This is a genomic window from Acinetobacter rathckeae, assembly GCF_015627125.1.
Taxonomy (GTDB): domain Bacteria; phylum Pseudomonadota; class Gammaproteobacteria; order Pseudomonadales; family Moraxellaceae; genus Acinetobacter; species Acinetobacter rathckeae.
Genome location: NZ_VTDO01000009.1, coordinates 1 through 13,743, shown reverse-complemented (window position 1 = coordinate 13,743; position 13,743 = coordinate 1). Strand labels below are relative to the sequence as shown.

Sequence of the window (13,743 nt, the reverse complement as noted above, 5' to 3'; positions counted from 1 at the left end):
TTGTATTGATCGATGCAATACACAACAGCTTCATCGACTAGATTTAGTATGGTCAAGCAAAACCCAAGGAAATATAATTCGTTTATGAAACTACAAATGATTGCGTGTGCTGTTGCTTTAGTAACAGGTGGACTGTTTTTTAACCATACAATGTCTGAGGCGATTGCAGCAACCAATGCAAGTATAGACCGCCGTAGCATTGAACCAACACAAGAACAAAAACTGGTTACTCGTCAGCTAGCAACACTCATTGACCGCCAACATTATTTAAATATGCGTTTAGATGCAACAACATCGCAACGTATTTTAGATATGTACTTAGACAGTTTAGACCCTGACCATACTTTGTTTTTAGCTTCGGAAGTAGAAAACTATAAAAAAACTTATGGTGATGCTTTAGGTGCAGGCTTAAAAGCGGGTGATTTATCTGCTGCATACCAAATACATGCACAGTATAGAGATCGCTTAAATGCATATTATAGCTACATGTTGACTGAGCTTAAAAAACCACAAGATCTTGAGCAAAAAGGCGTGTACTTAGACACAGACCGTGAAAAAGCCCCTTATTTTGCCACCACAGCAGAGCAAAAGGATTATTGGCATAAAGTTTTGGTATCACAGTTAATTAACCTGACCATTACCAAACAAGAAGACCTTGCAAAACAAGCAGCCTTAAAAGCAGACCCAAGTTTAGCCAATGGCCAAGATTTAACAGAATCAGAAAACTTAACACCTGCACAAACACTGACCAAGCGTTATAAGCGTAAACTTGAACGTATTAGCCGTTTAAAAAGTGACGATGTATTAGAGAAAATACTCAACTCTATGACATTGACCTATGACCCACATAGCAACTATTTCCCACCAATAGATGCAATGGAGTTAAACCGTCAAACCACATTAGAGTTAGAGGGCATTGGGGTGTCTATTCGCCCTGAACGCCGTAATGAAGATTACACCCGTATTGAAACCATCGTAGAAGGTGGCCCTGCAAGTAAGTCAGGACAAGTGCATGCGGGTGACCGCATTATTGGTGTGGCACAAGATGGCAAAAAAATGGAAGACGTGATTGGCTGGACAAGCCAAGAAATCGTTGGCTTGATTCGTGGTAAACGTGGTACGAAAGTGACGGTTCGTTTACTTGGGGCAGGTATGTCTATGAACCAAGCGCGTAATGTAACGCTGGTTCGTGGTGTGATTAAAGAAGAAGATGAGGGTGTACGTACCCGTACTATAGATGTGGTACGTGATGGACAAACACATAAATTCGGTGTGCTAGAAATTCCATCTTTTTACCTCAATTACCGTGCACGCCGTGATGGTGCGGACTACCGCTCAGTGGCACAAGATACTGCAAAAGCATTACAAAGCTTACAAGCACAGCATGTCGATGGCATTATTGTTGACTTGCGTAATAACCCTGGTGGTTCACTTGAAGAAGTGGCACGTATGATTGGGCAAGTGATTAAATCTGGTCCTGTGGTACAAATTCGTGATGGCAATGGCACCGTTAATATTTTCCAAGACAACGACAGCGGTGAGCAGTTGTATTCAGGGCCACTTGCGGTATTGATTAACCTTGCTTCTGCCTCTGCCAGTGAGATTTATTCAGCAGCCATTCAAGATTATGGTCGTGGGATTATTATTGGCAGTACCACTTTAGGTAAAGGAACAGCGCAAGTACAGCTCGACAGTTTAGCATATGGTCAGGCCACGCTAACACAGCGTAAGTTTTACCGTATTACAGGGGGCAGTACGCAAAATAAAGGGGTTGTGCCTGATATTAAATTGGTCGATATTTACAACGATGAGTTTGGTGAGCGTAAAGCAAAAAATGCGTTAAAATGGGATACCATTCCAACTGCACCGTTTAAGCGTGAAGGCGACTTTAAAGACTATCTACCACAGTTAGAGAATCTGTCTGCACAGCGTGTAGCAAAAGACCCACAGTTTAACTTCTTGGAAACACGCACTAAACTTTTGAAAAAAGAAGATGATCAAAAGAAAATAGTATTGAGTTTAACTGAACGCCGTGCCGATATTGACCGTATGGAGCAACAAACACTTGATGCGGAAAATAAACGCCGTGAGCTTACTAACTTAAAGCCGTATGCCAATTGGGAAAGTTACCAAGCATCACTTGATGCACAAGCAGAATCTAGAGCAAAAATGAAAGCCAGTAAACGTCCGTTACTGCCTGAAGATAAAGCATTTGTAGACGAAGCAGCGAATGTGTTGCTCGACTACGCCAATGTATCATCTAAAAAGTAATGGCTGATTTTTAGCAATAAAAAACCCCTCATATTGTGAGGGGTTTTTTATTTAAAAGCGTTTCGGTATTTTTTGTCCACCGATGACGGGTGATTCAGCTTCTTTAAGCACACCAAATAGCCAAGTTTCAGCCAAGTGTACGGCATTTTCAATGCTGTCTCCTTGTGCTAAACGACCTGCAATAAAGCTTGCTAATGAACAACCCGAGCCATGATACTCACCTTCTAGGCGAGGACATTGGGTTTCTGACACCACCTTTCTTGCAACATATAAAGTGTTTTGAATATAGTCTTGGGTTGGCTCATGGCCACCTTTAACCAGTACCGCTTTTGCACCCATATCGAAGAGTTTTGCAGTAGCTTGGTTCAGGTCATCAAGCCCTGTGAGTGCACGTAGCTCAACGGTATTGGGTGTCATGATGGTTGCTAGAGGAATGAGTGCACGAAATGCCGTTACCAAAGTGGCTTGATCGCCCAATGCACCGCCACTGTTGGCAACAAGGACAGGGTCAAGCACGTATGCATAATCTGGGTGCTGTTGCAAAAACTCACTTAATGCCACAATGTTGTCGGTTGTACCTAACATACCCGATTTAACACAGCGAATCGGTAAGTCTTTGACCATTGCATTGGCCTGTGCCAAAAGTAAGTCTTGAGAGGTTGCTTCAAAGCCAAAGACTTGCTGGGAGTTTTGTACCGTAATGGCTGTACAGGCAACAGCAGCATGAGCACCACTTTGGCCAATCGCTTCAATATCTGCTTGTAAACCTGCACCACCAGAAGGGTCTAAGCCAGAAAAACATAACACGGTTGCACGCACGGTTTAATCCCTTATTTTCGATCTGTTAAGGGGGAGTATACCCCGAATAAAGTGATAAAATCTAAGATCATCAAAGTGATTAAACTCAAAGCATATGGCTATTTTTTTGATTCGTCATGCACAAAGTGAAGCAAATATTAATAAACGTACGAAAACAGATGCAGACATTGTTTTAAGTGAGTAGGGGGGCAACAAGCACAAGCTTTACCTGATCACTTGCCCCGTATTCAACAGTTGATGATTTCAAAGTACATTCGTACCTTACAAACAGCTCATTTTGCAGTTGTTTCAAATTTTACATGACAATCCATAACCAATCAGCAAAGCATTAATGCAACAATTTAAAGAGAAAATGCTCAAGCAACTGATACAAAATACTGAAATTTTTATACTGTGATATATTTTGAATCAAACACAGTCGACATTAAAAATAAACGAGGCGTTATGCAATTCCAAGCAGTTAAACACATTTTATTAGATTTAGACGGTACGTTAACTGACCCCAAACAGGGTATACATGCATGTATTTACCATGCCATGCAAAAACAACAGCAACCGCTAGACCCTAAATTAGATATAGACTGGACGATTGGGCCACCATTAAAGCAAAGTTTTAAGATTTTATTAAATACCGAAGATGATGCCGTGGCAGATCAGGCTGTAGCGGATTATAGAGAACGTTTTTCGAGCATTGGATTGTTTGAAAACACTGTGTACGAGGGTGTGGCAAAAACATTGGCATGGCTTCAAACACAAGGCTACAGTGTATATTTGGCGACATCTAAACCGCATGTGTATGCCAAACGTATTTTAGAGCACTTTGGTTTAGCCCAATACTTTACCTATATTTATGGTAGTGAGCTAACAGGTGAGCGTACAGACAAAGCAGAGCTGATTGCTTATATTTTGCAACAACAGCAATTAGATGCCCAGCAATGTCTGATGGTGGGTGATCGTAAATACGATATTTGGGGTGCACAAGCACATCAGATACGATCAGTTGCAGTCACCTATGGTTATGGCAGTGCAGATGAGTTAAAACAGGCACAACCAGATCTATATATTGCCGAATTTAGTCAGCTGATAGATCTTTTAGACTGACTTAAAATTTTATAGCGTATTCAACTTTTAAATATGACGTGAGGTAGTTAAGCTCACGTCGTTGATGTTTTATCTGATCTTTTTAACTTCAAGTCGCTAATTAATACACCAATAAAGACCAATATTGCACCAAAAATAGCATAGCTTGAAAGGCGCTCACCGGCTATGCGGCCAATTAAGCCTGCCCATACAGGCTCACCTGCATAAATAATGGTTGCTCGTGCAGGCTCAACATATTGCTGTGCCCAATTCATCACGAATTGAATCAGTGCAGTTGCTATACCAATCGCCACAATAATTGCCCAAAACTGCCATGGTGGCGTTGTCGTAAATGATTCTTCAAATATTGGCATACTACAAAATGCGAAAAAAGAGGCACTCAATAACTGAATAATCGTTACACGTTGGGTGTTAACGTATTTAGATACCCAACCAATTAAAACAATCTCGGTTGCTACAGCACAAGCACTCAGCAAAGTAAAAATCTGACCATGACTCAGCGATAAATTGAGGCTGTGATTACCTGTGAGTAATACTAAGCCAACAAAAGCACATAACACGCCTATCCACGTCGTTAGTTTAGGCATTTTTTTAAAGATGACCCATTGCAAAATAGGGACAAGAGGTACATACAACGCAGTAATAAATGCAGACTCACTGCTTAAAATACTTTTTAATCCAATGGTTTGACTGCCATAACCGATTGCAATGGTCAGACCAATGCCTATGCCTGCAATGGCATCTTGCCATGTCGTGTGCTTTAACACTTTAAAATACAATAACAGCAGAACAAGCCCTGCGGCAGCAAAACGACAGCCCACAAAAAACATTGGGCTACCCATGGTCAAAGCCATTTGCACCACAATAAAGGTGCAGCCCCACAGTAAAGTAATAAAAACTAAAGCAAGTTCAGGCCATTTTTTAGATTGAATAGACATAGTATGACATCAGCATCGAGCGAATTTATGAGCGTTTAAAACGGTAAAATATATGCACAGCAAGTCCTAGAACTAATCCCCAAAAGGCTGCTCCAACGCCTAAAAAATCAATGCCTGATGCACTAAATAAAAACGTCACACAAGCGGCTTCACGTTCTTGAGGTTGCTCAAAAGCCATGGCAATATTGTGTGTGATGGTACTGAGTAAAGCAATCCCTGCCAGTGTTGTAATAAATACACTCGGAAAGGCCAATAAAATATTGGTCAGGGAAACAGCTATAACAGCCATGAGCAAATAAAATAGACCTGAAAAAAGCCCTGCAATATAGCGTTTTTTAGGGTCGATATGCGCTTGTTCATCTAAATTAATTGCAGCACTAATGGCAGCTAAACAGACAGAAAAAGCCCCAAAAGGTGCAAGAATGGTTTGAGTCACACCCAGCCACCCCACCAGTTGGTTGGTATGTGGGGTATAACCATAGCTTTTAATCATGCCAATGCCAGGCAAAAACTGAGAAGATAAATTCACCACAAATAAAGGCAAGGCTAAGCCAAAAATACTTTGCCAAGAAAAATACGGTTGTACCCAAACCGGTGAAGGCAAACTGCTCTGTATGGTTGGAAAATGAAAAGATAAAAGGACTGGGCAAAGAGCAATCGCTAGCACCACAGTAATCACTATACAGTAACGTGGCAGATACTTTTTACTTATGAAATAAGCCAACAACAATATAGCAACGAAGACAACATGTTGCTGTAACTGAGAAAATAAACCAAGCCCAAATTTAAGCAAAATACCTGCAAGCATGGCACAGCTTAAACTCATTGGAATCTGTTGCACACATTTTTGAAACCAACCTGAAAAGCCAATACATGCTGTGAGTACACCACAGACAATAAAGGCTGCGGTGGCTTCATTTAAACTGTAGTGATGTCCAACAGCAATAATCAAAGCAATACCGGGGGTAGACCATGCTGTTGCTACAGGATATTTAAATCGCCAAGATAAAATAAATCCTGTTAGACCCATTGCAATTCCGAGTACTAAAAACCAAGAAGAAATTTGCTCTTGAGATGCGCCTAATGCTTGAGCTCCTTGAATAATGAGTACAGCAGAGACACTAATACCTACTAAAAATGTAATAAATCCTGCAAATGCGGCAGATACTGAAAAGTCATCTAAAAATTGTTTAATCACAGATAAGCCTATTTTGTAATAATTTTGACAGAGCAGATAATTTAGCAAGATATATTAAAAATATGTTGCTTATTTTAAGTGATTTTATGATTGTTTATTTCTTTAAATGCTTTTATAAAATAAAAATATGGTTATTTATGTGTTGAAAAGGGAGGATTATTTTGAGTGATCAGGTTGATAAAAAGTTAACCGCAACAGACCTTAAAATTATGCGGAAATTACAAGACAATGGTCGTTTGAGTAATGCCGAGTTGGCTAAGTTGGTTGGAATGAGCACCACAGCATGTTGGAAACATACCCAACGTTTATTTAACACGGGTGCAATCAAAAAAGTTCAAGCCATCATTAACCCAAGTATGGTGGAAAAAGAAACCATTGTATTGGTTGGTATTGTCCTTGATCGTTCAACACCAGAAAGCTTTGCTGCTTTTGAGCAAATGTCTCATCAGTTAGATGCGGTCTTGGAGTGCTATTTGGTGGCGGGGGAGGTCGACTATTTTTTAAAAGTTAGAGTGAAAGATTTGGCTGCTTTTAATCAGTTTCATCGTGAGCAAATTATTTCTTTGCCTGGTGTTAGGCAAGTGAGAACGTTTTTTGTACTGAATGAGGTGAAAACAGATGGCGTATTGGTATTTTAATTTTAACCAGTTAGTGTAATTTTTACACACAATCTATTAAAATATGTATGAAAAACCTCAGTTAGAACTGAGGTTTAACAACAACTAAGATAATGACTGCAAACAAAATGATGGTAGGAAGCTCATTAAACATACGCCAAAACTTATGTGTTTTATAGTGTGCATCTTGTATGAGCTTTTTACGATAATAACCACACACAAAGTGGTAAATCACCAACAAACCCACCAAGCTTACTTTTAAATAGAACCAAAGGGCTTGATGATAATGTTGTGTTGCATCCCCCCAATCGACTAAAAAATGGGCTGTAACCAATGTGGCAATCATTGCTGGCCACATAATGCCACGGTAAAGTTTACGTTCCATCACCTGAAAGCGATCATAGCTGACTTGGTCATTACTCATTGCATGGTAGACATACAGACGAGGTAAATAAAAAAGTGCGGCAAACCAACATACCACAGCAATAATATGTAACGCTTTTACCCATAAAAAAGCATCTGAGGGAGCATGCATGTGCAATCCTATCTTAAATTAGCCTGCCCATTTTTTGAAAACAAGACAAGCGTTAACGCCACCAAAACCAAAACTGTTGCTCATCACAGTATTCAATGTTGCATCACGTTTTTCAAGTACAATATCAAAACCTGCTGTACCTTCATCAAGCTCAGTCACATTAATATTTGGTGCAATAAAGTCATTTTGCATCATTAAAATAGAGTAGATTGCCTCTTGTACACCAGCTGCACCTAAGCTATGCCCAGTCATTGATTTTGTTGAACTTACTGGCGGAACTTGACCTTCACCAAAAGCACGTGCCATCGCCTTTAATTCAGTGATGTCACCAGCAGGTGTTGATGTGCCATGTGAATTAACGTAATCAATTTTTTCTATGCCATGCTGCTTCGCTTCGTCTAATGCAAGCAGTACACAACGTGTTGCACCTTCACCACTTGGGGCAACCATATCCGCACCATCACTGTTTGCACCGTAGCCTACAATTTCAGCAATAATGTTTGCACCACGTGCTTGAGCATGTTCTAAAGACTCAAGCACAAGGAAACCACCACCACCAGCAATCACAAAACCTGCACGGTCTTTAGAGTACGGGCGAGATGCAGATTCAGGTGTATCGTTATACTTATCACTTAAGGCACCCATGGCATCAAATAATAAACTTTGTGACCAATGATCTTCTTCACCACCACCTGCAAGCATTAAATCTTGTTTGCCAAGCTGAATGAGGTTGTAAGCGTAACCAATTGCATCGGCAGATGTTGCGCAAGCACTGGCAACAGAGTGAGCAACACCTTGTAGTTTAAATGCAGTACCTAGGTTTGCAGTAATGGTATTGGTCATGTTACGTGGTACAAAGAATGGGCCGACTTTGCGCGCACCTTTGGTTTCCAAGATTTCATTCATTTCAACCACAGAAGCTGTTGAACCACCACCTGAACCGCCTGCAATACCATAACGTGGGTTATTGCCTAAATCTGCAACTTCAAGACCTGCTTGTTTGAGTGCGTCTAATGCTGAGTTATATGCATACATTGCACACACACCCATAAAACGTTTTGTTTTACGGTCAATATGGTCAAACTCTTCTTTTGCTGGTGCACTGACATGGCTTTTGAAGTTAAGGTCTACATGCACTTGGTTGAGTTGTGTGCCTGAAACACCATTTTTTAAAGATTCAGTCACTTGTTCCAATGTATTGCCAATACATGAGTTAATACCCATACCAGTAATTACGACACGTTTCATGAAGCGATCCTTATGTTTTTCATCATGAGAGTGAGTGATCGCATCAGTGCTCAAACTGAGCGATACTCACAGATATTTTGTATGTAGTCATCATAACAGAAAGCTTTTTTAAATCTTATGGCAAATCATACGTCTATTTGAATAAAAATACGGTAACTGATTGATGGAGTAGTATTTATGTAAAAGATAGAGATTCAAGTTGAGATAAATGTACAGTGATTCTAATATTTATGAATTATTTAAGAAAAATCATGGGGTAAATTTGATGCAGTATCAAGTCGATGAACCTGCTGTAAGCAAAGCGAGTCAAGTCTTGAGAGTGGCTAAAAAGCTCAAAGGCTATGGTTTAGTACAGTACAAGCGTTGGGAGCAAAAAAACAAATTACAACCTTATTACTCATTAGGTGATCAGCCTGCGATAGAAGGGCATGCAACAGATAAAACCTATGCCAATATGCAAAATATGATGCGTCACTATGTGCCTAACGTATCACAACAACTCTTAGGTCGTCGTTTTGGTCAAGTCACTAAAGCGGTCGGCTTTTTATCACCCATAGGGTTGGATCAAATTGCTGATTACCTATTTACGCAGCTCAACACATATGCCATTCATCTGAGCAAAGTACAAGCCATACTCGAAGAAACTGGTATAAAGAGCCTACAAGCGTTAGCTTCTGACCCTTCACGCTCTGGCAGAATTGCTCAAGCTTTGGGTGAGCAAAATAAATGGTTTTCTTGTGCACAAGGTGGGTTTGCTGCCTTATTTGGTACGATGGGTGCAGTTGCTGACTTACCTTTAACACTGTTATTTGCACTTAAAACTGTCTATCAAACAGGCCATGCGTATGGTTTTGAACTCAAAGATGAAGAACAAGATCTTTTGGCACTGATTTTTGAACACATTGAGTTTGATCAAATTGCACAAAAACAAGCCATTTTGTTGGCTATACGTTCGTTGTCTAGAGTGCTTGAACATAATGACTTTGAAGGGTTACAACAGTTTTTAGGCTCAAATAATGATTTTACATGGCTAACAGATTTTATAAAAAGTCAGCAAGATGAATCACACTGGTCATGGTTAGTGCAATTGCCTGCATTGGGTTGGCTTAGTAAAGTCACACCTTTGGCACTGGTTGGTGTGAGCGCTGTTTATAATTGGAAGTTTATAGATCATGTCAGTGCTCAATCACAACATGTTTTTGCTGTGGTGAGAAATTATCAGCAACAGCACTACGCTGAAAATTTAACAGCCTTACAGGCATATCATGCGGCAAAACAAAACGATCATTTTGTTTCAAAAATTGCCCACTAAACCATATAAAATCACAGCGTCAAGATTTATATTTCTTAGTGATGGTTTAAATTGCTTAGCGATACGCTGATATTGACGATCGCTGTATTTTTGAATACAATTATGTGCCCTCAAAAGTGTTAAGTTTTCTTTTTTGGGTTTTTAATCAACGGGAGAATTGCCATATGGCAACAACGAATCAATTGATCCGTAAGGGTCGTACAACTTTGGTTGAGAAATCCAAAGTTCCTGCGTTGAAGGCTTGTCCACAACGCCGTGGTGTATGTACACGTGTTTACACAACAACACCTAAAAAACCTAACTCAGCAATGCGTAAAGTTTGCCGTGTACGTTTAACTTCAGGTTTTGAAGTATCAAGCTACATCGGTGGTGAAGGCCATAACCTACAAGAGCACAGTGTTGTTCTTATCCGTGGTGGTCGTGTTAAAGATTTACCAGGTGTACGTTACCATACCGTTCGTGGTTCATTAGACTGTGCTGGCGTTAAAGATCGTAACCAAAGCCGTTCTAAATATGGTACTAAGCGTCCTAAGAAGTAATTAGGCCTTAAAACCAAAAAAATCCTTTAGCGTTTCGCTGGTTTGATTTTATTTAATTGAAAACCAAGCGACGTATAGTAAGGCCAGCGTAGAGTACATGACACTTTGTACACACTGCTGGATTATCCTGAAGTGTCATAAATTAGGTGTATTAACATGCCAAGACGTCGCGTAGTCGCTGCCCGTGAAATCCTTCCGGATCCTAAGTTCGGTAGCCAAACAATCGCTAAATTCATGAACCACGTAATGCAAGATGGTAAAAAATCAATTGCAGAAAGCATTGTTTACGGTGCTTTAGATCGTGTTCAAGAAAAAAACAAAGTAGACCCAGTCGAATTTTTCGAAACAACACTTGAAAAAGTTCGCCCAATGGTTGAAGTAAAAGCACGCCGTGTTGGTGGTGCTACATACCAAGTACCTATGGAAGTGCGCCCATCCCGTCGTACTGCCTTGGCAATGCGTTGGTTAGTAGATGCTGCTGCTAAGCGTTCTGAAAAAACGATGGCTTTACGTCTTGCTGGTGAGTTGCTTGATGCAGCTGAAGGCAAAGGCTCTGCGATCAAAAAACGTGAAGACGTACATCGTATGGCTGAAGCGAACAAAGCCTTCTCTCATTACCGTTTCTAAGCGGATAAAACAGGCTGTCATAAAAATAGTGTAAAAGATACTTGTATTTTTTGCATTTGAACGCATTAAGTCATTAGACTTAATGCGTCCTGTTTTATAAATAACATTAGGAATGTAAGACACCATGGCTCGTCAAACCCCTATTTCTCAATACCGTAACATCGGTATTTCTGCACATATTGATGCAGGTAAAACGACAACTACAGAACGTATCTTGTACTACACAGGTGTATCTCACAAAATTGGTGAAGTACATGATGGTGCAGCGACAATGGACTGGATGGAACAAGAGCAAGAACGTGGTATTACCATCACGTCAGCTGCAACGACTTGTTTCTGGTCTGGTATGGCTAATCAATTCAAGCAACACCGTATCAACGTAATTGATACTCCAGGACACGTAGACTTCACGATTGAAGTTGAACGTTCTATGCGTGTACTTGATGGTGCATGCATGGTGTACTGTGCAGTTGGTGGTGTACAGCCTCAATCTGAAACAGTATGGCGTCAAGCAAACAAATATAAAGTACCTCGTTTAGCATTCGTGAATAAGATGGACCGTACAGGTGCAAACTTCTTCCGTGTTGTTGAACAAATGAAAACACGTCTTGGTGCGAACCCTGTACCAATCGTTGTACCAATTGGTGCAGAAGATACTTTCACAGGTGTTGTTGACTTACTAGAAATGAAAGCGATTATCTGGGATGAAGCATCTCAAGGTATGAAGTTTGATCTAGGCGACATTCCTGCTGATCTTGTTGAAACAGCACAAGAATGGCGTGTAAACATGGTGGAAGCTGCAGCTGAAGCTTCAGAAGAGCTAATGGACAAATACCTTGAAGAAGGTGATCTTACGAAAGAAGAGATCATGCAAGGTCTACGTGCACGTACATTGGCTTCTGAAATTCAAGTCATGCTTTGTGGTTCAGCATTCAAAAACAAAGGTGTTCAACGTATGTTGGATGCTGTCATTGAATACTTACCATCACCGACTGAAGTTCAAGCGATTCGTGGTATTTTGGACGATAAAGCTGAAACTGAAGCAACGCGTGAAGCATCTGATGAAGCACCGTTCTCTGCACTTGCATTTAAAATCATGAATGACAAGTTCGTAGGTAACTTGACGTTTATTCGTGTTTACTCAGGTGTATTGAAGCAAGGCGACCCAGTATTTAACCCAGTTAAATCTAAGCGTGAGCGTGTTGGTCGTATTGTTCAGATGCATGCTGCTGACCGTCAAGATTTAGACGAAATTCGTGCTGGTGACATTGCTGCGTGTGTAGGTCTTAAAGACGTTACAACGGGTGATACACTATGTGATGAGAAAAACATCATTACACTTGAGCGTATGGAATTCCCTGATCCTGTAATTGCTTTGGCAGTAGAGCCAAAAACAAAAGCAGACCAAGAGAAAATGTCTATCGCTTTAGGTCGTCTTGCAAAAGAAGATCCTTCATTCCGTGTTCGTACAGATGAAGAGTCAGGTCAAACAATTATTGCTGGTATGGGTGAGCTTCACTTAGACATTATTGTTGACCGTATGAAGCGTGAATTCGGTGTTGAAGCAAATATTGGTAAACCAATGGTTGCTTACCGTGAAACAATTCGTAAAACTGTTGAACAAGAAGGTAAATTTGTTCGTCAAACAGGTGGTAAGGGTAAATTTGGTCACGTATACGTACGTTTAGAGCCAATGGACCCTGAAGGCGAAAAAGAATACGAATTCGTTGAAGAAGTTGTTGGTGGTGTTGTACCTAAAGAATTCTTCGGTGCTGTTGATAAAGGTATTCAAGAGCGTATGAAGAATGGTGTCCTTGCTGGTTACCCAGTTGTCGGCATTAAAGCAACATTGTTTGACGGTTCTTACCATGATGTCGATTCTGATGAATTGTCGTTCAAAATGGCAGGTTCTTACGCATTCCGTGACGGTTTCATGAAAGCTGATCCTGTGCTTCTTGAGCCTGTGATGAAAGTAGAAGTGGAAACACCTGAAGACTACATGGGCGATATCATGGGTGACTTAAACCGTCGTCGTGGTATGGTTCAAGGTATGGACGATTTACCTGGTGGTACTAAGTCTATCCGTGCAGAAGTTCCATTGGCAGAGATGTTTGGTTACGCAACACACATGCGTTCTATGTCTCAAGGTCGTGCAACTTACTCTATGGAATTTGCAAAATATGCTGAAACTCCACGTAACGTGGCTGAAGGCATCATTACTAAGTTCCAAACTGGTAAAAAAGGTGACGACGAGTAATCTTTAGATTATTATATTGTCGATACAAATTATTAAGTTAAAAACCTATTGCTCATGAGTTACCCCTCATGAGCATGAATAAAGGAAGATCATCATGGCTAAGGCTAAGTTTGAACGTAATAAGCCACACGTAAACGTGGGAACAATTGGTCACGTTGACCATGGTAAAACAACGCTAACTGCTGCAATTGCAACAATCTGTGCAAAAGTGTACGGTGGTGAAGCTAAAGACTACGCAGCAATCGACTCTGCACCAGAAGAAAAAGCACGTGGTATTACAA

At 40.5% G+C, this 13,743-nt stretch carries 13 protein-coding genes and 1 pseudogene; 9 read left to right on the top strand and 5 right to left on the bottom strand.

The window, feature by feature from the left end; genetic code table 11:
* Positions 1-84 precede the first annotated feature (84 nt).
* A complete protein-coding gene (locus tag I2F31_RS11630; protein WP_195769860.1) occupies positions 85-2,271 on the top strand; it encodes a carboxy terminal-processing peptidase in 2,187 nt (728 codons plus the stop codon).
* A 51-nt stretch (positions 2,272-2,322) separates the two neighbouring features.
* On the opposite strand, the gene I2F31_RS11625 is transcribed toward I2F31_RS11630, so the two are convergent.
* A complete protein-coding gene (locus I2F31_RS11625) occupies positions 2,323-3,090 on the bottom strand; it encodes a hydroxymethylpyrimidine/phosphomethylpyrimidine kinase (RefSeq protein ID WP_195773917.1) in 768 nt (255 codons plus the stop codon).
* 94 nt (positions 3,091-3,184) lie between these two features.
* Between I2F31_RS11625 and I2F31_RS13365 the strand changes: the two are divergent.
* Both I2F31_RS13365 and I2F31_RS11615 read left to right on the top strand, forming a co-directional pair.
* A pseudogene (locus tag I2F31_RS13365) lies at positions 3,185-3,363 on the top strand (phosphoglycerate mutase family protein); the annotation flags it as partial.
* Between the two features lie 171 nt (positions 3,364-3,534).
* Positions 3,535-4,191, top strand: a complete 657-nt coding sequence (locus I2F31_RS11615) for an HAD-IA family hydrolase (protein ID WP_195769862.1) — start codon at positions 3,535-3,537, stop codon at positions 4,189-4,191.
* A gap of 53 nt (positions 4,192-4,244) precedes the next feature.
* On the opposite strand, the gene I2F31_RS11610 is transcribed toward I2F31_RS11615, so the two are convergent.
* Positions 4,245-5,129, bottom strand: coding sequence for a DMT family transporter (locus I2F31_RS11610; RefSeq protein WP_195769863.1), 885 nt, complete (start codon positions 5,127-5,129; stop codon positions 4,245-4,247).
* Positions 5,130-5,154: 25 nt separating this feature from the next.
* The gene (locus I2F31_RS11605; protein WP_195769871.1) at positions 5,155-6,324 is read right to left on the bottom strand and encodes a benzoate/H(+) symporter BenE family transporter; all 1,170 of its coding nucleotides are present in this window, start codon (positions 6,322-6,324) and stop codon (positions 5,155-5,157) included.
* A gap of 164 nt (positions 6,325-6,488) precedes the next feature.
* On the opposite strand from I2F31_RS11605, the gene I2F31_RS11600 reads away from it, so the two are divergent.
* Positions 6,489-6,965, top strand: a complete 477-nt coding sequence (locus I2F31_RS11600) for an Lrp/AsnC family transcriptional regulator (protein WP_195769864.1) — start codon at positions 6,489-6,491, stop codon at positions 6,963-6,965.
* A 61-nt stretch (positions 6,966-7,026) separates the two neighbouring features.
* On the opposite strand, the gene hemJ is transcribed toward I2F31_RS11600, so the two are convergent.
* Entirely contained in the window at positions 7,027-7,479 is a 453-nt protein-coding gene (gene hemJ, locus I2F31_RS11595; protein WP_195769865.1) for a protoporphyrinogen oxidase HemJ, read from the bottom strand.
* 18 nt (positions 7,480-7,497) lie between these two features.
* Positions 7,498-8,727, bottom strand: a complete 1,230-nt coding sequence (locus I2F31_RS11590; RefSeq protein ID WP_195769866.1) for a beta-ketoacyl-ACP synthase II — start codon at positions 8,725-8,727, stop codon at positions 7,498-7,500.
* A gap of 265 nt (positions 8,728-8,992) precedes the next feature.
* On the opposite strand from I2F31_RS11590, the gene I2F31_RS11585 reads away from it, so the two are divergent.
* The 5 genes from I2F31_RS11585 to I2F31_RS11565 form a co-directional block, all read left to right on the top strand.
* Positions 8,993-10,039, top strand: coding sequence for an EcsC family protein (locus I2F31_RS11585; RefSeq protein ID WP_195773916.1), 1,047 nt, complete (start codon positions 8,993-8,995; stop codon positions 10,037-10,039).
* A gap of 164 nt (positions 10,040-10,203) precedes the next feature.
* Positions 10,204-10,578, top strand: coding sequence for a 30S ribosomal protein S12 (gene rpsL, locus I2F31_RS11580; protein ID WP_002050319.1), 375 nt, complete (start codon positions 10,204-10,206; stop codon positions 10,576-10,578).
* A gap of 156 nt (positions 10,579-10,734) precedes the next feature.
* A complete protein-coding gene (gene rpsG / locus I2F31_RS11575; RefSeq protein WP_016657334.1) occupies positions 10,735-11,205 on the top strand; it encodes a 30S ribosomal protein S7 in 471 nt (156 codons plus the stop codon).
* A 124-nt stretch (positions 11,206-11,329) separates the two neighbouring features.
* Positions 11,330-13,462: an elongation factor G gene (fusA, locus tag I2F31_RS11570; RefSeq protein ID WP_195769868.1), complete on the top strand. Its 2,133-nt coding sequence runs from the start codon at positions 11,330-11,332 to the stop codon at positions 13,460-13,462.
* Between the two features lie 94 nt (positions 13,463-13,556).
* On the top strand, positions 13,557-13,743 hold a 187-nt coding region (locus tag I2F31_RS11565; RefSeq protein WP_228285082.1), incomplete at its 3' end, for a GTP-binding protein.